This window comes from Mycobacterium sp., from assembly GCF_019243155.1.
In the GTDB taxonomy this organism is placed as follows: Bacteria; Actinomycetota; Actinomycetes; order Mycobacteriales; family Mycobacteriaceae; genus Mycobacterium.
Window position 1 is genome coordinate 1 of sequence record NZ_JAFAUS010000244.1, and the last position, 20,273, is coordinate 20,273.

Here is a 20,273-nt window from a genome sequence, read left to right on the forward strand (position 1 = left end):
CACACGGTGATCACCACTCCGCGTTGGACGGAACTGAAGTCGCGCGTCCGTGACTACCTCGGCACCAAGATCGAGTTCCGGCTCGGCGATGTCAATGACACCCAGATCGACCGCGCCACCCGGGACATCCCGGCCAATCGCCCCGGCCGCGCCATGTCGGTGGAGAAGCACCATCTGATGATCGGCGTTCCCAGGTTCGATGGCATGCACAGCGCGAACGACTTGGTCGAGGCGATCACGGCGGTCGTCAATCAGGTTGCGGCCCAACACATCGACAGGGCGCCGCGGGTCAGGGTCCTGCCGGAACGGATCCACCTGCACGAGCTCGATCCCAACCCGCCCGGCCCGGACTCCGACTACCGCACCCGCTGGACGATCCCGATCGGGGTGCGAGAGGCGGACCTGTCCGTGGCGTACGCCCACATGTACTCGAGCCCGCACCTGCTGATCTTCGGTGCGGCCAAGTCCGGCAAAACCCGTACCGCGCATGCGATCGCGCGCGCCATCTGCGCCCGCAACAGCCCCCAGCAAGTTCGGTTCATGTTGGCCGACTACCGGTCCGGCCTGCTGGACGCGGTGCCGGACAGTCATCTGCTCGATGCCGGCGCGATCAACCGCAACAGCACCACGCTCGACGAAGCCATCAAAGCGTTGGCGGCCAACCTCAAGAAGCGATTGCCGCCCGCCGACCTGACGACCGCGCAGTTGCGGGCGCGTTCGTGGTGGACGGGGTTCGATGTCGTTCTCCTGGTGGACGACTGGCACATGATCGTTGCCGCTGCCGGCGGCATGCCTCCGATGGGGCCGCTCGCACCTCTGTTGCCGGCGGCCAGCGACATCGGGCTGCATATCATCGTCACCTGCCAGATGAGCTACGCCTACAAGGCGACAATGGACAAGTTCGTTGGCGCCGCTTTCGGTGCGGGATCGCCGACCTTATTCCTTTCGGGCGACAAGCAGGATTTCCCATCGCGGGACATTCAGGTCAAGCGCCGCCCCCCGGGTCAGGCTTTCCTGGTTGCTCCAGAGGGCAAGGAGGTGATCCAAGCCGCCTATATCGATCCCCCAGAAGAACTGCATCCGGAAGCGCCACAGGGCAGTTAAGATTGGCGCGTCGCTACCGCTTTGTGTCATAACGCGAATTGATCTGTTTCACATGGCATTTCATTTATGTTCACGAGAATTTTAGGGACGGCATCAACTTCGCCTCGCCAATCAAAGCGCAATTCAACTGCTCGTAAAAGACCACTTACGCCCGACAATTCGACAAATTTGGAGACCGGTAGACATGTTGTGGCATGCAATGCCACCGGAGCTGAACACCGCCCGGTTGATGATCGGAGCGGGTCCGGCGCCGATGCTGCAGGCTGCCGCGGGCTGGGAAGCCCTGGCCGCGTCCCTGGAGGCGCAGGCCATCGAATTGGCCGCGGCCCTGGCATCTCTCAATGCGGTGTGGACGGGCGTGAGCAGCGAGCGCGCGATCGCCGCAGCCACACCGATGGTGGCGTGGCTGCACACCGCGGCCGAGCAAGCGCAACAGCGCGCCGCCCGGGCCACGGCACAGGCAGCGGCATACCTGGCGGCGTTGGCGACGACGCCGTCGCTGCCGGAGATCGCTACCAACCACATCACTCACGCGGTGCTGACCGCCACCAACTTCCTCGGTATCAACATGGTGCCGATCGGCTTCAACGAAACGGACTACTTCGTTCGCATGTGGAACCAGGCCGCTGTCGCCATGGACGTCTACCAGGCGGAAACTTTGGCGAACACGGTTTTCGAGCCGATGCCCCCGGCGAAGCCGATCGTGCAACCCGGAGTGGGCGAGGCAGTGGCGACCGAGGCGCTGGGAAGGCTCACGGCCGGCGCTACCGAGGCGACACCCCGGGTGTTGCGGATGCTGTCGGAAGAGATAGAAAAGGACATTCCCGCGCCGGCGCCCATACCCGATCCCGACATCGTGGTTCCCCCGGTAGAGCAGATTGCGCCCTACCTCGGACAGATCGGTCAGCTGGGCGGGCCGATGCAGCAGCTGATGCAGCCGCTGCAGCAGTTGACGTCGCTGGCCGGCCAGTCCGGCGGCATGGGCGACGGTGTCGATAATCCTCTGGGCGACAACCCGGTTGACGCAGGCGACAGCGAGGCAGGACAGCTGGGCCTGCTCGGCGCGAGTCCGCTGTCCAACCACCCGCTGGCCGGTGGATCCGGTCCTAGCGTGGGTCTTGGGCTGATGCACTCCGAAGCGCTGCCCGGTGCCGGCGGAGCGGCGTCGCGCACATCGATGCTGAGCCAGTTGATCGAAAAGCCCGCGCAGGCCCTTGCGCCGGCCGGCGCAGCAGCCGGCTCCTCGGCGACCGGGGGCGCCGCCCCGCTGGGCATGGCCGGCCAGGGCGGACAACTCGGCGGCGCGGCGCGACCGGGATTGGCCGCACCGGCGATGGTGGCGACCGAGTCCCGGGACGAGCACGCGTACGACGAAATGGACCACGAAGACGATGACTGGTGAGCCGCAACAGGTTCAGACTTCCCGGCCGACCGGGCCGGAAGACTTGCCATCAATTGGCGAGGACGAGCAGCACAGAAAGTAGCGAACATGGCAGAGATGAGAACCGACGCCGCTACCCTCAGCGCCGAGGCCAGTAACTTTGACCGGATCTCCAGCGAGCTCCAGCAGGTCATCGGGCAGGTCGAGTCGACCGGTGGCGAGTTGGCCGGCCACTGGCAGGGTCAGGCCGGTACGGCGGCGCAGCAGGCGTTGGCGCGCTTCCACGAGGCGGGCCAGGCGCAGATCAAGGCACTTGGCGACATTTCCAACAACATTCACGGTGCCGGCATCGAGTACTCGAAGGCTGACGACGATCAGGCCAGCTCGCTGTCGTCGCAGATGAACTTCTGATCCCCGAATACCTGACATAGAAAGGAGCACACGACATGAGCGAACAGTCATGGAATTTCGCCGGCATCGAGGCCGGTTCGGGCGCCATTCAGGGAGCCGTGCAGACCACCCAGAGCCTTCTCGACGAGGGCAAGAGCTCGCTTGCCAAGCTTGCCTCGGCGTGGGGCGGCAGCGGCTCGGAGGCCTACCAGGCCGTCCAGCAGCGTTGGGACGAGAGCTCCGCGGAGCTCAACGACGCACTGAAGAACTTGGCGCAGCGCATTTCCGAAGCCGGCCAGGCGATGAGCCAAACCGAATCCGGCGTCACGGGCATGTTCTCATAACCAGCGAAGAACAACGAGGCACGAGATTGGGCGAGTTCAACCTGGCGGAAGACCTCGCCTCGTCTCGTACCTGCATGCTCGGACGCATGTCTGAGAGGCCTTGATGGCGGCCGATTACGACCGGCTCTTCCTGTCTCCTGAGGGCCCTGACGACGAGGCCGGTGCCTACGCGGACTACGACCTCGACGGTGCGCCGCCGGTGCCACCGGTGTTCGCGAACCCACCCCAACCGCCCCGACCGCAACGACCACCGATGCCGGTCGAGGTTGCACCCCGCCCCAACGGCCATGCCCCGGCCCCGCGTCGTGCCCGTCACGCGCGCCAGAGCCAAAGCGAAACTCCTGATTATCAATTGGGTAATCGCATCAAGTCGCAACACAGTCATCGTGCCCAACAGGGCAGTCCGAAACCCGCCGCCAGATCGGTGCCTTTGAAGGCGCCCCCGCAGACGCCGGGGTCGCCAACGCCGCCGGCGACGCGGCCCGCCACGGCCTCCGGGCAGCGGCCAGATCAACGAGCGGATCGACGCGAGAAGCCGGTCCTGGCGGCCCAGGGTTCCACCTCGAGCACCGCCCAGCCGGCCGGTCGCATGGTGTCGCGGCGCGGCTGGCGACGGTGGCTCCATGCCACGACGCGCATCAACGTCGGTCTCTCACGCAACGAGAAATACGAGATCGAACTGCAGAACCGGATTCGCCGCGGCATCCGCGGTTCCTACGAGATCGGGGTGCTGGGCCTCAAGGGCGGCGCCGGCAAGACGTCTCTGACGGCCGCCTTGGGTTCGGCGTTCGCTCACGTGCGCGGCGACAGAATCCTGGCCATCGACGCGGACCCGATTTCCGGAAACCTCGGTGAGCGGGTGGGGCGCCAGACCCCTGCAACCGTCGCGGATCTGGTGGCCAACCGAGCGCTGTCGCATTACAACGACATTCGAGCGCACACCAGCATGAACGCCGTCAGCCTCGAAGTGCTTGCCGCGGCTGACTACAACGGAGCCTTTCCGTCCTTGACCGAAGAGGAGTGGACACGCGCCGTGGCCACGGTGCCGAGGTACTACAACCTGGTGCTTGCCGACTGCGGGACCGACCTGTTCGGTCCGGCCGCACGTGGCGTGCTCGCGGCGGCATCGGGATTGGTCATCACATCCGGTGCCTCGATCGACGGCGCCCGACAGGCCACGGTCGCGCTCGACTGGTTGCGCAACAACAGTTATCTGGATCTGCTCAGTCGCGCCTGTGTGGTGATCAGCCAGATAGTGCCGGGGAAATCCACGAAGGCGGTGGACGAATTTGTGCGACATTTCCGACAGCGTGTTCAGCCCGGACGGGTGATCGTCCTCCCATGGGACGAACACATCGCGGCGGGAACCGAAATTCAATTCGACCTGCTCAGTGCCGGTTACCGACGTAGGATTATCGAGCTAGCCGCAGCACTGTCCGACGATTTCGACAGGGGTGAAAGTCGTTGAGCGCGCCGACCGCCACCGCAGCCGCCGCGACGTCGGCCGCGCCGGCCGTCGCAACAACTCCCGCCAAGCCGGCTACCACCCGGGTGACCGTTCTCACCGGGCGGCGGATGACCGACGTCGTACTGCCCTCGGCGGCACCCATCGAGAACTACGTCGACGACACCATGGCGGTGCTGGCCGACCTGTTGGCCGACACACCCCCGGAAGTCTTGAGCGGCTTCGACTTTTCGGCGCAGGGTTCGTGGACGTTCGCGCGGCCGGGAGCCCCGCCGCTCAGCGCCGACCAATCCCTCGATGACGCCGGAGTCGTCGACGGATCGCTGCTGACGCTGGTGTCTGTGAGCCGGACGGAGCGATACCGTCCGCTCGTCGAGGACGTCATCGACGCCATCGCGGTGCTCGACGAATCGCCACAGTTCGACCGGTCGGCACTGAATCGGCTTGTCGCGGTGGCTATCCCGGCCGTGGTCGTGGTGATCGTCGTGATCGCGGCACTGACCTGGGAGCACACCGGACGCCACCTGTGGTGGGCGCTGGGGCTGGGCGTCGGGGGCGTGATCGGGCTCGCTGGAAGCTGGGCCGCCAACAGGTTCTACCGGAACGCGGACCTCTCAGAGAGCTTGCTCGCGGCGGCTTACCCCCTGACCACGGTTGGCGTCGCGCTGGCCGTGCCGCGGCCGCATCCTGTCGATTCACTGGGCGCTCCTCAGCTCGCCGCCGCGGCCGCGACCGTTTTGTTTTTGACGCTGCTGGCGCGCGGCGGCCCCCGCCGGCGATTCGAGCTCGCCTCGTGTGCCGTCGTCACTGCGATTGCGGTGACCCTGGCGGCGATCGCCTTAGGTTATGGCTGGCGGCAATGGGTTCCGGCCGGTGCGGTCTTGTTCGGCCTCTTCGTCGTGACGAACGCGGCCAAGCTGACCGTCGCCGTCGCGCGAATCGCCCTGCCGCCCATTCCCGCTCCCGGCGAGGCCGTCGAACACGAGGAATTGCTCGATCCCGTCACGGGCCAAGATGCCGATGCCGAGGGCGAGACGCGGACCTGGCAGGCGATCATTGCGTCGGTGCCCGACTCTGCCATCCGGCTCACCGAGCGCAGCAGGCTGGCCAAACAGCTGCTTGCCGGTTTCGTGGTGGCCGGCTCCCTTATTTTGACGGCCGGAACCATCGCGGTGATCGTGCGTGGACACTTCTTCGTGCACAGCCTCGTGGTGGCCGGCTTGGTCACATCCGCCTGCGCGTTCAGGTCGCGGCTCTACGCGGAACGTTGGTGCGCGTGGGCCCTGCTCGCGGCGGCCGTGGCGATTCCGACGGGAGTGGCGGCCAGGTTGAGCCTTTGGTACCCGCACAAGGCCTGGCTTGTTCTGACCATTTTCCTGCTGGCCTGCTTGATCGCAATCGCGGTGGTGGCGGCGACGGTCGGGGTCCGCCGCATCTCCCCGGTGACCAAACGGATTCTCGAGTTGTTGGACGGAACAATGGTGGCCGCGATCATTCCGATGCTGCTCTGGATCACCGGCGTCTACGACACGGTCCGCAATATTCAGTTCTGAAGGGATCAAGCCATGACCGAACCGCTGCTGGTTGATCCTTCCCGGTTGAAGGCCGCCGGAAATACCCTGCAGGCGTTGGCTTTTCCCGTGCCTCCCGCGTCGCTGTCCGCGCCCGGTGCGGACGCGGTGTCCGCGGCGATCAACGTGACGTTGCCGATCATCGAATCACCCGTGATTGAGGGCCTGCCCGCGGTCAACGCAGCGATCAAACAGACCGGCTCGAGCATCGTCACCGCCGCCGCGTTGTATGTCGAGACCGATCAGGCGTTGGGGGAGCGCGTCGGTAACGTCCAGCTGCTGTCGGCCCCCCAGGGGACGACGGTGGGCGGCTCAGCGGCTCAGTCGGTGGGACCAGCCGCGGACGAGTCGAAAGGCGATGAGACGCCGGGCGCACCCAAGCCCGAGCCGGAGCCGGAGCCCGACAAGACGATACCGAATTATGACAAGATCAACTCCTCGCTCGGGCAGCTCAGCGGTCTGACGCAGGCGCTGAATCCCGTTACGCAACAACTGCAATCGATCATGTCGAGCGTCCAGCAGGCCGCCGGAAACAGCGGGGCAACGCCTGCGCAGCTCGCCGACGACGCCACCGACACCGCGCAATCAACCACTGAGGAAGCACAATTGGTGGATCAGGAGGAGGGACGCGGTCCTGACCCGCTTACCGAAGGCGCCGCGGCCGGCGGCCGAGAAATGGAGCGCGCGCCTGCGACGCCGCCGACTACTCCGAACCGACCAGAGCCCGCACGCTCTCAGATTCAGCTCTGATCAGGCGGCCCCGTTGAGGGCCGCATCGAGTAGTGCGTTGAGGTGTTTCCAGTACAGCCAGTCAGCGACTGCGGAGCGCTGAGCGGCCAGGTCCACTTCGGTATGCGCCTCGCGCAGAACGACTTCCGCGGCGTGAGCCGCGTAGGTGTGAAACGCCCGCAGATGTGCGGCTGAGCGGCCGGCGGCCTTGCTGGCCAACGGTTTCACCACGGAGAACCACAACATCGCGCGGTCATCGGTCGCCGGTCCGGCCTCCGCCGGCAGCGCGGTCAGCAGTTGTTGCGGGTCGACGGTACCGGTAGCTACGGCCGTTGCCAGGTGGACCGCCGCATCGGAATCCGTCACCTCGGAGGTGGGGCGTGGATCGGCCGCGGCCACGGGTGCCGCCGGTAACAGGTCGATCAGACGTCCATCGTCGGTGGCCGCCAACCGTTCCGCCGCCGACGGATCCACCACCTGTAAGCGGGATCGGCCTTGCATGACTCCGGTCGCCGGAATGTCGTCCGGCTTCAACACGATCTTGGCCGCGCCGGGATCGGAATTCGCCAACTGCTCCTCGGTGGCGATGACCGCCCGCAGCTTCGTGTTGTGGTGTTCGGCCCAGCCCTGCACGGCCAGCACCGGGTAGGTGGCCCAGCGCGCCCGCTCAACGGCCGGGATCGCCTCGTCGGCACTGGCCATGTTCACCTGCTCCGGCAACTGCACGCCGTCCGGGATATAGGCCAGCCCATAGCTATTGGCCACCACGATCGCGCCGCCGGTGGTCAACGCGGTCACCCAGAAGAAGCCCAGGTCTCCCCCGCCGCCACCGCCCGGCGCATTCAGCGCCGCAGCGATGCGCCGTGCCAGCGTGAGCGGATCGCTCCCACCCCCTTGGCGACGTGTCGCCTCCGCGGTGGCCGCTTCGGCGATGGCGTCGCGCTCGGCCCGCGCCGCCGAAACCGGGATGATCGGTGGCGGCACCGGTACGTCTTCCGCGGAATCGTCGGGGTCGGTCGACTTCGACTGCGTGGCGGGGGCTGGGCGCATCGTCGCGCGCGTGGCCGCGGCCGGTCGCGTCGAGGGTGCGGTGCTGGGCGGTTTCTGTCCGACCGGTGCGGCCGAGCGCCCTCCCGAACCGCTCGAACCGGCGGAGGCTCCGCCTCCCATCGGCGCAGCAGGCATCGCCGCCGCGCCGGCAGGCGCTGCCGCCGTCGATGATTCGTCCGCGCGCGACCCCAATGACGGCGACTTCGCCGAGGCCGGGGCCATCCCCTTGCCGGTCCCGCCGGGCGACGGGGCCGCCGCCGCGGGGCTCAGCGGCACCGCGGGAGCGGCCGGCCCCAACGGAGCACCGGGTCCCGGCCCGGCTCCCGCGCCCGGAGGCATTCCCGCTCCAGCGCCCGGGGTGCCCGGCACCGCCGGGCCCGGCATTCCGGGAGGGGGCGTGAGCGGCTGTCCGGCCGTCGGAGGTGCACCCGGAGTCGGCGGAAGGCTCGGCGTCGGTGAAATCGGTGGTGGCTGTGTGGGATTCACCGGTATCACCGGCGGCGGGGTTACCGGCGTCGGTTCGGTGGGCCCGGGCCGCGTGCCGTCTTCGGGGCGCTCATCAGGCGGACGGTCCCCCTCGACGGGCGGTACCGGAAGCGTGGAACCGGGGAGGGTGAGCGGGGGCGGGGTCTTCTGGTCGAGCAGATCCCTGAGGGCATTGCTCGGTGGCTTCCAGGCCTTGCTCGCCAGAATCCGCTCCGCGGTGCCTTCCATCACGCCGATGTTGGCCCCATACGTCGCCATGACCACACTGTTGATCGCGGTGGTCCGCTCGGCGGGATCGAGCGTGGAATCCCTTTCCAGCACAGTGATCCGCTGGTGCGCAAGTTCCACGTTGTCGGAGATGTCGGACTTGGCCTGCACGACCGACAGCGCGGCATACCTCTCCCAGGTGACGACGGTGGCCAAGCCGTTCTGCAACGTCAGCAACTCGCCGATGTCCGTGTCGAGTTCGCCGTTGGCGGCATTGGCGGCGCTCCCGGACCAGGCGCCACCGTCGAAGATCTCGCTCTGTTGGTGCCGGCAACTTTCGAGAATCTCGGTGACCCGCCGCAAGACTTCGGTGTATTCGTCGGCCCGGTCGTACAGGGCGCCCTCATTGAGCTCCGGCCACCCGCCCGGCGCGAGCATCTGTTCGGCGTAGCGACCCGTCGGCTTGGCGATGTTCATCGCCTACTCCCTTCCGTCCGCTGGCGCGACGCGTAATCGACTACGAGACAACCTGACTGGGAAAAGGTGCGCTCACTTCTCGGGACCCGCCTTGCGCGGGCGATTGCCGATGACACCCTCTGTCCATTGCCGCTCTTCGGTGTAGAGCGACTCGTCTTCGGACTGCACGCGTTTGCCTTTGCCGGCGTCTTTTTGTCCCTGTCCGCCGCCCATCGGCATGCCGCCACCCATGCCACCACCCATCGCGCCGCCGACGCCCGGCACCCCGCGGCCGGCACCGCCGGTTCCTGCGCCGGCCGCGGCGGGTCCCGCGGCCGCTCCCGCGTCGACCGCGGGCTGCAACGGCACCGACGGCATCCCGCCCCCGCCACCACCGCCGCCACCCAGTGACGCCGGTTTGACCCCGGCGCCCAGGCCTGCCCCACCCTTCAACGCGTCTTTCAGCTTGTCGTTGAGGGCCGCGTTATCCATTCCCGTCGTCGGCGTCATCGGCATGCCGGCCGTCGGCGTGCTGGGCATGTTCGTCGGGTCCGGAAGGCTGCCGTCATCGAAGGGATCCGGGATCTCGGGCTCGAGGCCGCCGGGGATGTCCGGGTTGTTGGGATCGTTCGGGTTGTTTGGGTCATTCGGGTTGGGGGGCACCGGCGGCGGCTCGATCACCGTCCCCTTCTGCGGGACTTTCGGATTGACCGGAGACAGCGGTAGGGAGGCGTTGGAGACGTAAAGACTCAGTGCCGACTCCGATTTCGACTGTAGGCGCTCATACCAGTCGACAGCCATGTATTTGTAATAGGAATTAGTTTGCGTGTAGTACTTGTACCAGTAATCGCATTGCGAGACTTCGTAGGTCGTCGGGTGCTCGGCGGGCACCGACCAGTTTCCGTCGGAACCATACGTGGAGCGCTGCCCGATGACCCTGGCCTTCTTGTGCGCTTCAGCGACCTTCTTCGCCTGTCTGCTCAGCGTCGTGCACAATTCCACCATCGAATAGATCCACTGGCGCTGCAGCTCGAAATTCGACTCGACGAGCTGACATGACACCCCCTCCCAGCTGGTGAAGGGACGGAACCGCTGGGTCTCCTTTTGAAAATCCCGCTGGAACGTGTCCCAATCCGTCGCAAACGTCTTGAATCCCACCCCCTGATCACCGGATTCGATGTCCGTCGCCGCCTGCCTGACCTCGTAGTAGGGGTAGTGAAACGGCGGGGGTGGTGGCGGTGGCGGTGGCAGGTAACCGCCGAAATCCTCGTCCGGATCGCAGAAGGCCGACATCTCGTCGCCTCCGCCCACGCCGGCAGCGCCCACGGACCCTTCGTTGTTGATGGCCTCGGCCGACCCCTCATCGACCTCTTCATAGGCCTTGGCCGCGTTCCGCAGCGATTTCGCGAGGGTTTTCCATTCCCGCTCGACCGCTTTGAGGTAAAGGCGCATCGAGTCGGCGGAGAGTGCGATTTGAGTAGCAGCGTCGTTGACGAACGACAGGGCACACGGCCCGGGTGGATTCGTCGGCGGGATGGTCGGGAGCGGTCGCTCCAATTCAGCAGCGCGTGCGATGAGTTCTTCGTATTCCACCTTCAGCGTCTGTGTCATAACGGCTTGTTCTCCCTGTGCGCAAGCGCTATCTCGTAACGGTCTTCGCAGCTCCGGAGGTCCACCGGCGGTGTCCCTGAGTACGGGCCAAACGAGCGAGAGCAGCGGTCGATGAACCGCTACCGAGTGCAATCGTAATGCACCAACAGCACCCCCACGCGCGCTAATTTGCGGCTTGCTATGTACAGCGACTGCGTTGCATCGCACGGCTTTTAGTGACTGTCTAGCAGTCGGCCCGGAAGAAGATCCCGTCGGCCTGCAGGACGCGACCGCTGCGCACATCGACGAAGAAGGGGACATATCCCCTGAGCGTGAAGCCCAGGCAATGCAGCAGGTCGAAAGCCTGTTGGGCCAGCATGCCGCCTTCGTACAATGGCGCGAAAGACAGTTCGATCTGCATGCCGACACAGCGCTCGCCGACCGTGGTCCGACCGCCGGCGATCACCTGTTTTTCAAAGCCTTGAACGTCAAGCTTCAAGAAGGCCACGTCATTGCGCCGCAGGACTTCCGGCGCCAGCGAATCGAGCCGGCGGATCGTAACGTCTTGCGTGCCGATGAAACCCGCATGGGGCAGCGCGTCCTCGTGGGTTTTCAGCATCGCCAAAATCGAACTGCTCTCCCCGGCGTTGCCCGCGACATTCATCGAGACCGTTCCATCACAATCCCCCAGCGCGCAGCGCCGGCAGTCCCAACGCGCATCCGCCGAGGCCGTGTGCTCCAGCACGGCAAACGGCGCCGACAGAGGTTCGAACGAAACGATGCGGCCGCCGAAGCCCGCCCGGCGCAGGCCGGTGGCGAATTGTCCCGAATTGGCGCCGACATCCAAGACGACGTCGACCCGGCGGGATTCGAGCTCGGTCACGAAATTGCGCTTCCAGTCCGATTCCGAATAGTAGCGCCGCACTGCATTATCGGGCTGATTCGTGAACCAATACAGACCCACTCGATGACACTAACACGCATTAAGGACCAAGACGCTAAGCTGGCCAGCGGCATGAAACTCGACATTCACCTGCAAACGCATTCCGGTGTAAGCGGGCACGGTGCATCTCGATACGTCGACGCCCCCAAGAGTGAAATCATGCTTCGCTGCACGCAATCGCTCGTCGCTTCCATCAACCAGGCCGAGGGCGACATCGTCTTGCGCGTCTTCGACGATCACTCATCGTCCGAGACGGTCGGCGTGTTGCGGCGGATACTCGAAAAGTGCAGGTACCCAACCGAAATGATGACACTGCGCGACAAGGGCTACAACGCCTCGTGTCTCGCCTCCTTCTCCACTGCGCGTGAGGAGGCTCGTGAGCTCGTCTACTTCGTCGAAGACGATTACCTGCATGCTTCGTCGGCCATCCCCGAGATGCTGGAGGCCCACCCGTTGTTCCGGGAGAAACTCGGCGGACGAGAGGTGGCGCTGCACCCGTTCGACGACCCAAAGAATTATTGGAGCCCGATATTCAGCCAAGAGAACTGTCGTGTGGTGTACGGCACGAAAAGACACTGGCGCACCAATACCCACACCACGAATACGTGCTGGGTGGAAACAGAAACGCTACACAGGAACTGGGAGCTTTTCGAACGGCTAGCGCGATATTCGAGCACACCCTACGGACAGCAGCAGCACATCTTCGAGGCTTCGACCATCAACCGGATCTGGCGGGAGCAGGTTTCGCTGTTCACCCCGATACCGTCGCTGGCACTGCACCTTCAGCACGAGGAGCACAAGGACCCGTATCTGGATTGGGAGGCCTGGTGGGATTCCGCGGCCTACTGACTGTCAAAGAACAGGGCACAGTAACTTCGGGGTTTCGCGGACTTGAACTGTCGGTAGAGCTTGAACCGGATTTCACCGTTTCGCATGCGGGTAAGGAACTGCTCGAGACCGCGCGACAGGTCGTCGTACTGCTCTTCGAGCACCGTGAGATGACCGGCCGGACGCGCGGCTCGATGGGTGTGCAAGATCCGCAGTGCGAGAACGGAAAGCCGGTCGACGATGGTCCCGGGCGTTTCGGTGGACAGCGGTGCGCCGCCATCCGGGTTCAGTCGAGCGAGCAGCGTCGCATCGATGTCTTCGATCACCGAGTTGCGCCGCGCGTTCAGGTCGTCGATGCGTCGTTTTCGATCCGCCACCTCGTGGTCGCTGACGCCGAGTCGGCGCACGGCGTCTTCCTGATGCCAAAGGTGGAAGTTCATCGCGTGCAGCTGTAGCACCTTCGCGGCGACGCTGTCGCCTTTCGGTTCCGTTGCCGGTTCTTCGTGGTGCCACGTCAGCGCGGTGTCATGGAACCGCCCCACGGCGGAGAGCAGATCCGTACCCGGTGGATCGTGAAGTTCTGTAGTAGGCAACGCTTCTCGGCGTTGCGACGAGACGAGGTCTTCCAACGCTGCAAGCACCTCGTCCACGGTGATCTCCGCCATCGTGCTCATATCGACGTGCCGGTGCGGCGCGAATCTGAATCCCCATGTCTGCGACCGCGTCGGCCCGAACAGGCCAACGCCGGGAACCCGCGCCAGATCCGCGGCATGCAGCATGCTCGAATCGACACCCACGAACAGGTCGGCGTCGGCGACCATGCCCATCGCCAGGTCGAGTGGGACACCGAGAAAGGGAAAAACGCGGTCGCGCTCCCGCCCCACATTGAGCTCCTCGTGCCCCATCCCGACAACCCAGGCGACGAAGTCGCGATGACGCGACAAAAACCGGTCCAACAGATCGACCAGCCTGGTAACCGGCCACCGCTTCTTCGCCCAGCTGGTGTCGGCGTGCATTGCGAGCACCTTGGCACCCGAGGGCAGGGCGGCACGCATCGCTCGGACATCCTCGAGCACGGACGGTGAGAGGCGCACCGGTTGCGCATACGTCTCGATCCGTGCGGACGGGTCGAACAGCCGCGCCAACTTGAAGGTCAGGTCGGCCGAATGTGGTACATCCCTGGGGATCACGACGTCGTAGGTGTCACCGTTGGGGAATCCGATGCTCGTCGTCGGCGCCAGGCGTTGCCGAAGAGGACGAGCGAATGCGTTCGACGGTACGTCCCACGGCACCGCATTGATGAAAAGATCGATAGGGCCGATCTCCGATGCCAGCGCGTCGTAATCGAGGATGCGATTCGACGACGGCCCCAGCGAGGGGCCCACTGGCGGTGACCCGGTGATGTCGACCAGGCGCGAACTCACTTCCCGGAAGCACAGGTCGAAGGCGATCTTAGGGCATAGCAAAGTCAATGGCACGGTGAACATTTCACTCAGCGCCCGTAGCGTCGGCAGGGTCAGCACGGAGTCTCCGATGAGGGTGGAGAAATAGACCGTGGGTGTGCGCGCACGTAGCAGATGGTCGAGGCCGCCCCGCTCGACTTTCATCGAGTGCCCGTTCTGCAGTACCGTCATTTCGCTCAGCACGTTCATTTGTTACCTAAACCCGCTGCGGTTCAACCGCATTGCTGCCTTGGCTCACGTATTCCCCGGCCAGACTTTCCAGTGCAGCGAGCGCGTTGTCCACCGAGATGTCAGCCATCGTGCTCATATCGATGTGCCGGTGCGGTGTGAACCTGAAGCCCCACGTGGCGGATCGCGTGGGACCGAACAGCCCGACACCGGGGACCCGCGCCAAATCGGCGGCGTGCAGCATGCAGGAGTCGATTCCCACGAAAAGGTCCGCGCTGGCTACCATGCCCATGGCGAGATCGAGCGGAAGCCCGAGATAGGGAAACACGCGGTCGCGCTCGCGCCCCACGTTGAGCTCCTCGTGCCCCATCCCGACAACCCAGGCCACGAAGTCGCGGTGACGCAACAAGAACCGATCCAGCAGGTCAATGAATCTGGTTGCGGGCCAGCGTTTCTCCGCCCAGTCGGTGTCGGCGTGCACGACGAGCACTTTGGCCCCCGCCGGTACGGCGGCTCGCACCGATCGTGCCTTCTCCTGTACGGCCCGCGGGATGGGCACCGGTTGGGCATACGTCTCGATCCGCAGTGCCGGATCAAACAGGCGGGCGAACCCGAACATCAGGTCGGCCGAGTGACGGTCGTCCCTGTGGATGACGATGTCGTAGGCACGGTCGGTTGGAAAGCCGATGGTCGTCGCGGGCGTAAGGCGATGCACCAGAGGGCGAATGACAATGTCGGACAACGAACTCCATGCCAGCGTGTCGATGAACACATCGACCGCGCCGATATCGTCCGCCAGGGTGTCGTAATCGGGGGTTCTGCGCGATGACCCCGGCAACGGATGTGGCCCGGTCAGCGGCAATCCCGTGGTGTCGACGTGACGATGGCTCACCTCGTTGAAGCACAGGTCATATACGACCTTCGGGCAGATCAACGTGATTGGGGCGGTGAACATTTCACCCAATGCGCGCACCGTGGGCAGAGTCAGCACGGCGTCGCCGATGTTGGACACGAAACATACCGCGGGCCGTGCCACCCGCAGCAGATCGCGCAGCCCGTCAGACATATCCGAACCGCCGCGCGAGCGCATCAACCTGGGCCCAGACCGGATCGTCGGCGTCGACGCGGTCGCGCGTGGACGGCGTCTGACGCAAGGGCGACAGGTTGCCAACCTTCCACGGCAACGGCGCGCCGTCCCGATAGAACTGATGGTCGCCGACGGTCTCGGGCGCGCCGAGCGTGCGCTGCGCGGCACCGTCGGCGAATGTCAGGCCCCACCGTCCCAAGGTGGCATCGAGTGTCGCCTTGGGCCGCGCCACGAAGTCCTCGTACCGCAGCACGGCAAGCTCGGGATCGTCGGCGTGCAGCGGCTCCAGGGAACTCTCCAGCTGGGCCAAAGCCTCGGCCACGGTGTCCTTGATCCAGAAATCGGTTGGCGACCGGGAGGGTGAATTTTGATGCAGCAGGCAGGAATTCACGACCTCACGCGGGTCACGCAGGACGAAGAGCACCATCGCCTCGGGAAAACGCCGCTCGAGGTCGGCACGTCGCGCGGCATACCTCGGGTTCTTCTCACCCCAGATGGTGCACGGTTGGGCGATCTGGGACATGATCGTCCGCAGCGCAAGAGCCGGGTCTTGCGTGTCGCGGGCGCTTTGAAGGTAGGCGTCGTACACACCACGATGAGCGAGGAAGGCTTGTAGCGTGCCGATCACCGGCTCGCCGAATCTGCCGACCTGAATCAGATCGATCTCGTCGAAGATCTTGATGTCCTTGTGGTCATTGAGGAACTGAGTGACGATGGTCATCCCAGACCTGGGCGGCCCCACGACGAACAGTTGCACTCCGGCCGGCTTTGCGCGGGTACTACCGCGGCTTCGCTTCGCCCGTGCCGACGATGCTCTGCAGCGAAGTAACGATTTCGCCGAGCGAGTCGACCAACTGCTCGTACTGCACTTCGAAGTTCGCGGCCGCCTCGGCCTGCGCCTTGAGCAGCGCCTCGTTGATGCGCTGCTCCACCGTCTCCGCTCCCAGACGGAGGAGGCCCGCTTCGATGTGCATGTCGATCAGGCACGAGTCGCCGTTGATCGTCACTTCGACCGTTTGGTCTTCGTCGGTGGCCGTGAAGGAGTCGGTGCTCTTCCGCCGCATCTGGCCCTCGAGGACCTCGTTGAACCTCTGGAACTCTTCCAGCGCCGCAGCCATCTGCGGGTGCGAATCGGTTGTCATTTCGGTGAGATCCTCAGTGTCGGGGGTGGTTTAGCGGCATGGCCCTGACGGAGTAAAGGCCTGTGGAGAAGGCGGATCCTCAGTCTAAGGTGGCCCGGTGCCCGATGGCGACCGCTTGCAGGATCATTGCCCGCCTCGGACTCCAAGCGCCATCTACCGACTGCTAAAAGTTCGCGAATCGTTCTTTCTATCGAGGTAGCGCGCTCTGGTAGCGGCTCTCGTCGGGCGGCGATACCGGCCGGATCGGGAGCTGACGATGTCTCGGGGTGCTAATGACGTTGTGGCGCAGCAGCACCCGCGCCACCCCCGGGTGCCGGCCCAGATACGTCGTCGCGTGCGGCCAGGCCACCTTCGACTCCGCGCCCACGTGTGCGCCGATCAGCCCGGCGAATTCGGAGAATCGCGGACCGAGGGTGACGATGCCACCCGCGGCGGCGGCCCGCACCGCGAATTGCATGAATGCGCGCGCGTCGCCGAAGTTGATGCTGGCGTCGATGTCGTCGAACGGCATGTACACCGGGTAGCCGGCCGTCGTCTCACCCACCAGCACGCCCGCCGATCCGATCGGCAGCTGGTAGTGCCGATCGGTGACGAGGGTCTGACCTTGCAGCGCGGCGCGCTGTCCGCCGGACAACTTGGAAAACCCCCGCGGCTTCTTCGGCTTCTCCGGTGTGGTCAGCAGCACCGTTGACTGCGGTGTCAACCCGGGAAGCACCCGAACCCGGGTGATGGTGTGATCGGCCGGCACCGACCACCACACGTCCGGTCCCCCAGGCGCGATGTAGGCGGCGGTGAAGTTGCTGTGGCCCTTGATTTTTGACCACTTCTCCCGCTCGAAGCTGATTTCGGTGGCGCGGTCGTAGTCGTCGAAGCTGCGGCCGCAGACCGCGTCGATACCCCGGCCGGCCAGCTGGTCGGCGATGCGGGTCGCCGACGCCACCAGATAGCGGACCATGCCCGCGACACCGACGTCCCGGCGCTGCGACGACTCGCGGGTGCGCTGCGGGTCGGCGCGCAGCATGATCCAGGTCCGGCGGTAAGCGGGGGCCGGGTCACTGTTGATCACCTGCTCGTAGAGGCTGATCACCTCGGCCGGTCCAGGCTTGCCCACCCGATAGCCCGCCGAGACGACGTCGGCTTCCAGGTCGGGGCAGTTGACCGACAAAAGTTCTTCCAGCAACCGGGTGTCCACCACATCGTCGGTATGTGCTTGCCCATCGACGATGACCGTCGGCGTGAACGGTCGGGGGATGAGTTCTATGACGGCGACCAGGAATTCGCCTTCCCACCGCACGGCGACGTGGTCGCCCGGCTTGACGGTGACGCCGACAACCGGCTCCGAGGGAACGTCGGGAACCCTGCGGCGCCGCACCAGCCACGCACACGCCGCCGCGATCCAGCCCGTCAGCCGCCGACCGCGAAAGGTCACCAGGGCCACGATCACGGCCACCGCGACCAGGGTCGGTCCCGCCCATTCGTAACGGGTTCCTAGGAACAGCAAAATGCACAGCGGGGCGAGCGCCGCCGCCCATAACGCATGGCCGCTGGTGAACCGTAACCGCACTCCGCCCATCGTGCTCAGCGCCTCCGCAGGGCGTGCCGGGCGAGCGACGCGAGTCCCAGCGCCAACAGCAGGCCGACGACCCCCACAACAACGGCGGTGATCGGACCCCGATCGGGTCGCGGCACTGGGGCCGGCGGGTGAATCCGGTTGACGATGAGCGGGTTCGCCGTCGCCGATCCCGCAGGGATATCCCACGTCAGCGCCGCCAGCGCATCGACGGTGCCCGCGCCGACGGCGTTGTCGACGTCGCCCCCGGGGTGCCGTGCGCTGGCGGTGATCCGGTTGATGATCTGTGCCGCCGTCAGGTGGGGAAACCGCTGCCGCAGCAAAGCGGCGAGCCCGGACACATAGGCCGCGGCGAACGACGTCCCGGCGATCGGGACCGGACCGTCCTTGCCCGGCAACGCATCTACGGGCTCGCCCTCGGGTCCGAGCGCGACGATGTTCTCCGCCGGGCCCGCCGCGCCGAGCCAGGGTCCGTGCATCGAGAACGGGCTCGGCGCCCCGTTCTGGCCGACGCCGCCAATGGCCAGTACCAAGGGCGAGTACCACGCCGGGGTGACGATCGTCTGGACTTGCTGCCAGCCGCGCTGGTCGTTCGGCAGCGACGGGTCGGGCTGCGGATTCTGCGTGCAATCGCCGCCGGTGTTGCCGGCCGCCGCGATGATCACGATGTTCTTGACGTTGACGGCGTAGTTGAGCGCGGCACCCAACGTGGACTCGTCGACCGGCTTCTTCACCTTGAAACAGGCCGCTTCGCTGATGTTGATGACGCTCGCGCCCAAGTTGGCGGCATGTACCACCGCGCGGGCCAGGCTGCGGACGGAACCGGCGGCGGGCGATGCGTTGGGGTCGTTTTGATTGGCCTGATTGCCTTTCGGCTCAAAGGCCTCCGACGTCTGGCGAAGGGAGATCAGTCGCGCGTCGGGCGCGACTCCGACGAAACCATCGGTCAGGGCGGGCCGCCCGGCGATGATGGACGCGATCAGCGTCCCGTGCGCGTCGCAGTCCGCCAGCCCATTGCCCCCGGGGACGACGAAATCACCACCCGGTTCCGCCGGGACGCGCGGCGAGGCGTCCACCCCGGTGTCGATCAGTGCCACCGTGACACCGGCACCGGTCGCGAATCTTTGCGCCGCGCCGATCCCCAGGTATGCGTTGGCCCACGGAGGATCGTGAAAGTTGTTGCCCGGCACTGATAGTGGCGCCTTGCAAACGCGCCGCTGCTCGAGGGGCTGGTCGGGTCCCGTGGTGTCGGGCGGCATAGCGCCGGGATCGATCGAGGGCGGCGCGACCGCGACGGCGGGCGGTGCGGTGAGCAGCACGAGCGTCATCGTCACCGTGATCAGGAGAATACGGTGCACAGCCGAACACTCCATTCTCCTAGCGAGAGCAATCATCACGGACTCAGCGCCCGGCTGCATCCTATGCTTATCCCGCTGCTCCGAGGACACTTTCGGTCCGCGGGCCGGATGGAGTGAATGCCACTGAAACTGTTGGTGTCCAACAGGTTTCCTCGCGATGGCGTTACCAGACGACGGCGGCCATATCGCGGTTGTCCGAACACACGCTGCGCACCGCGGCCTCGACATCGTCCGAAGCGATAATCTGCAGATCCTCAACCGTCACCGGCCGGCCGGCGCGCTTTTGCGCGACCACCCGGGTGTCCCGAAAACCCTCGGCCCGTTCAATGACGTTGCGGGCGAACCGGCCGTTCTGCATCGCATCGATGCCGTGCCTCCCGCCGGGAGTGGTGTAGTTGCGAATCGCAGTGGCCGCATCCAGAAAAGTCTGGCGTGCGGCATCGTTGAGGACACTGGCGCGTGGCGCCGCATAGCGGTCGCCGATCTCCACGATCTCGGATGGCGAATAGGACTCAAACCTCAGCTTGCGGTTGAACCGGCCCGCCAAACCCGGGTTGACGGTGAGGAATTCGTCAACCTGATCCTCGTATCCCGCGCCGATGAAACAGAAGTCGAAGCGATGCGCTTCCAGGGCGATCAACAGCTGGTTGACCGCCTCCATGCCGATCATGTCCGGCGTCCCATCCTGGTGGCGTTCGACCAGCGAATAGAACTCATCCATGAAAATGATCCGGCCGAGCGACTTTTCGATTAGCACGTTGGTCTTGGGGCCGGATTCCCCGATGAAGTGACCGCAGAAATCGGATCGGCGCACCTCGCGAAGCTCGAGGTGGCTCACGATTCCCATGCCGGCGTAGATCTTGCCCAACGCCTCGGCCGGGGTCGCCTTACCGGTACCTTGCGGATCGCCGAGCAGCATGTGATTGGTTTGCCCCTCGACC

18 protein-coding genes are annotated in these 20,273 nt (G+C 65.5%); 8 read left to right on the plus strand and 10 right to left on the minus strand.

Translation table 11 applies throughout. From position 1 onward, the window contains the following. From eccCb to JOZ00_RS12010, 7 genes are all read left to right on the plus strand, one after another. A partial coding sequence (gene eccCb, locus JOZ00_RS11980; protein WP_293344084.1) for a type VII secretion protein EccCb occupies positions 1 to 1,104 on the plus strand: 1,104 nt, incomplete at its 5' end. Between the two features lie 184 nt (positions 1,105 to 1,288). After that, a complete protein-coding gene (locus JOZ00_RS11985; RefSeq protein WP_293344086.1) occupies positions 1,289 to 2,506 on the plus strand; it encodes a PPE family protein in 1,218 nt (405 codons plus the stop codon). Between the two features lie 87 nt (positions 2,507 to 2,593). After that, positions 2,594 to 2,896 (plus strand): WXG100 family type VII secretion target, encoded by a 303-nt coding sequence (locus JOZ00_RS11990; RefSeq protein ID WP_293344088.1) that lies wholly within the window; start codon positions 2,594 to 2,596, stop codon positions 2,894 to 2,896. A gap of 35 nt (positions 2,897 to 2,931) precedes the next feature. Then, on the plus strand, positions 2,932 to 3,219 hold the full coding sequence (locus JOZ00_RS11995; RefSeq protein ID WP_293344090.1) for a WXG100 family type VII secretion target: 288 nt from the start codon (positions 2,932 to 2,934) through the stop codon (positions 3,217 to 3,219). Positions 3,220 to 3,322: 103 nt separating this feature from the next. After that, entirely contained in the window at positions 3,323 to 4,687 is a 1,365-nt protein-coding gene (locus JOZ00_RS12000) for an AAA family ATPase (RefSeq protein WP_293344092.1), read from the plus strand. After that, a complete protein-coding gene (gene eccD, locus JOZ00_RS12005) occupies positions 4,684 to 6,237 on the plus strand; it encodes a type VII secretion integral membrane protein EccD (RefSeq protein ID WP_293344094.1) in 1,554 nt (517 codons plus the stop codon). The genes JOZ00_RS12000 and eccD overlap by 4 nt, the downstream gene beginning before the upstream one ends. Before the next feature lie 12 nt (positions 6,238 to 6,249). After that, a complete protein-coding gene (locus JOZ00_RS12010) occupies positions 6,250 to 7,005 on the plus strand; it encodes a hypothetical protein (protein WP_293344096.1) in 756 nt (251 codons plus the stop codon). Here the strand turns inward: JOZ00_RS12010 and JOZ00_RS12015 are convergent, their stop codons facing one another. The 3 genes from JOZ00_RS12015 to JOZ00_RS12025 all read right to left on the minus strand — a co-directional run bounded on the left by JOZ00_RS12015 (position 7,006) and on the right by JOZ00_RS12025 (position 11,731). Then, on the minus strand, positions 7,006 to 9,204 hold the full coding sequence (locus JOZ00_RS12015) for a hypothetical protein (protein WP_293344098.1): 2,199 nt from the start codon (positions 9,202 to 9,204) through the stop codon (positions 7,006 to 7,008). It lies immediately after the preceding gene. 72 nt (positions 9,205 to 9,276) lie between these two features. Beyond that, positions 9,277 to 10,794, minus strand: a complete 1,518-nt coding sequence (locus tag JOZ00_RS12020) for a hypothetical protein (RefSeq protein WP_293344100.1) — start codon at positions 10,792 to 10,794, stop codon at positions 9,277 to 9,279. Between the two features lie 223 nt (positions 10,795 to 11,017). Then, on the minus strand, positions 11,018 to 11,731 hold the full coding sequence (locus JOZ00_RS12025; protein ID WP_293344116.1) for an FkbM family methyltransferase: 714 nt from the start codon (positions 11,729 to 11,731) through the stop codon (positions 11,018 to 11,020). A 57-nt stretch (positions 11,732 to 11,788) separates the two neighbouring features. On the opposite strand from JOZ00_RS12025, the gene JOZ00_RS12030 reads away from it, so the two are divergent. Beyond that, positions 11,789 to 12,565, plus strand: a complete 777-nt coding sequence (locus JOZ00_RS12030; protein WP_293344102.1) for a hypothetical protein — start codon at positions 11,789 to 11,791, stop codon at positions 12,563 to 12,565. Here JOZ00_RS12030 and JOZ00_RS12035 read toward each other — a convergent pair. The 7 genes from JOZ00_RS12035 to JOZ00_RS12065 form a co-directional block, all read right to left on the minus strand. Next, entirely contained in the window at positions 12,559 to 14,196 is a 1,638-nt protein-coding gene (locus JOZ00_RS12035; protein ID WP_293344104.1) for a DUF4254 domain-containing protein, read from the minus strand. The two genes, JOZ00_RS12030 and JOZ00_RS12035, sit on opposite strands and share 7 nt — an antisense overlap. Before the next feature lie 7 nt (positions 14,197 to 14,203). Beyond that, complete coding sequence (locus JOZ00_RS12040; RefSeq protein ID WP_293344106.1) at positions 14,204 to 15,241, minus strand: glycosyltransferase family 9 protein; 1,038 nt, start codon at positions 15,239 to 15,241, stop codon at positions 14,204 to 14,206. Continuing rightward, complete coding sequence (locus JOZ00_RS12045; RefSeq protein WP_366022304.1) at positions 15,234 to 16,019, minus strand: sulfotransferase; 786 nt, start codon at positions 16,017 to 16,019, stop codon at positions 15,234 to 15,236. The genes JOZ00_RS12040 and JOZ00_RS12045 overlap by 8 nt, the downstream gene beginning before the upstream one ends. A 22-nt stretch (positions 16,020 to 16,041) precedes the next feature. Next, the gene (locus JOZ00_RS12050) at positions 16,042 to 16,404 is read right to left on the minus strand and encodes a YbaB/EbfC family nucleoid-associated protein (protein ID WP_293344108.1); all 363 of its coding nucleotides are present in this window, start codon (positions 16,402 to 16,404) and stop codon (positions 16,042 to 16,044) included. A 187-nt stretch (positions 16,405 to 16,591) separates the two neighbouring features. Continuing rightward, entirely contained in the window at positions 16,592 to 17,977 is a 1,386-nt protein-coding gene (gene eccE / locus JOZ00_RS12055) for a type VII secretion protein EccE (protein WP_293344110.1), read from the minus strand. A gap of 5 nt (positions 17,978 to 17,982) precedes the next feature. Further along, positions 17,983 to 19,332 carry a type VII secretion-associated serine protease mycosin gene (mycP, locus tag JOZ00_RS12060; protein ID WP_293344112.1) on the minus strand — a complete coding sequence of 450 codons (1,350 nt, stop codon included), beginning with the start codon at positions 19,330 to 19,332 and terminating at the stop codon, positions 17,983 to 17,985. Positions 19,333 to 19,495: 163 nt separating this feature from the next. Continuing rightward, on the minus strand, positions 19,496 to 20,273 hold a 778-nt coding region (locus tag JOZ00_RS12065), incomplete at its 5' end, for an AAA family ATPase (protein WP_293344114.1).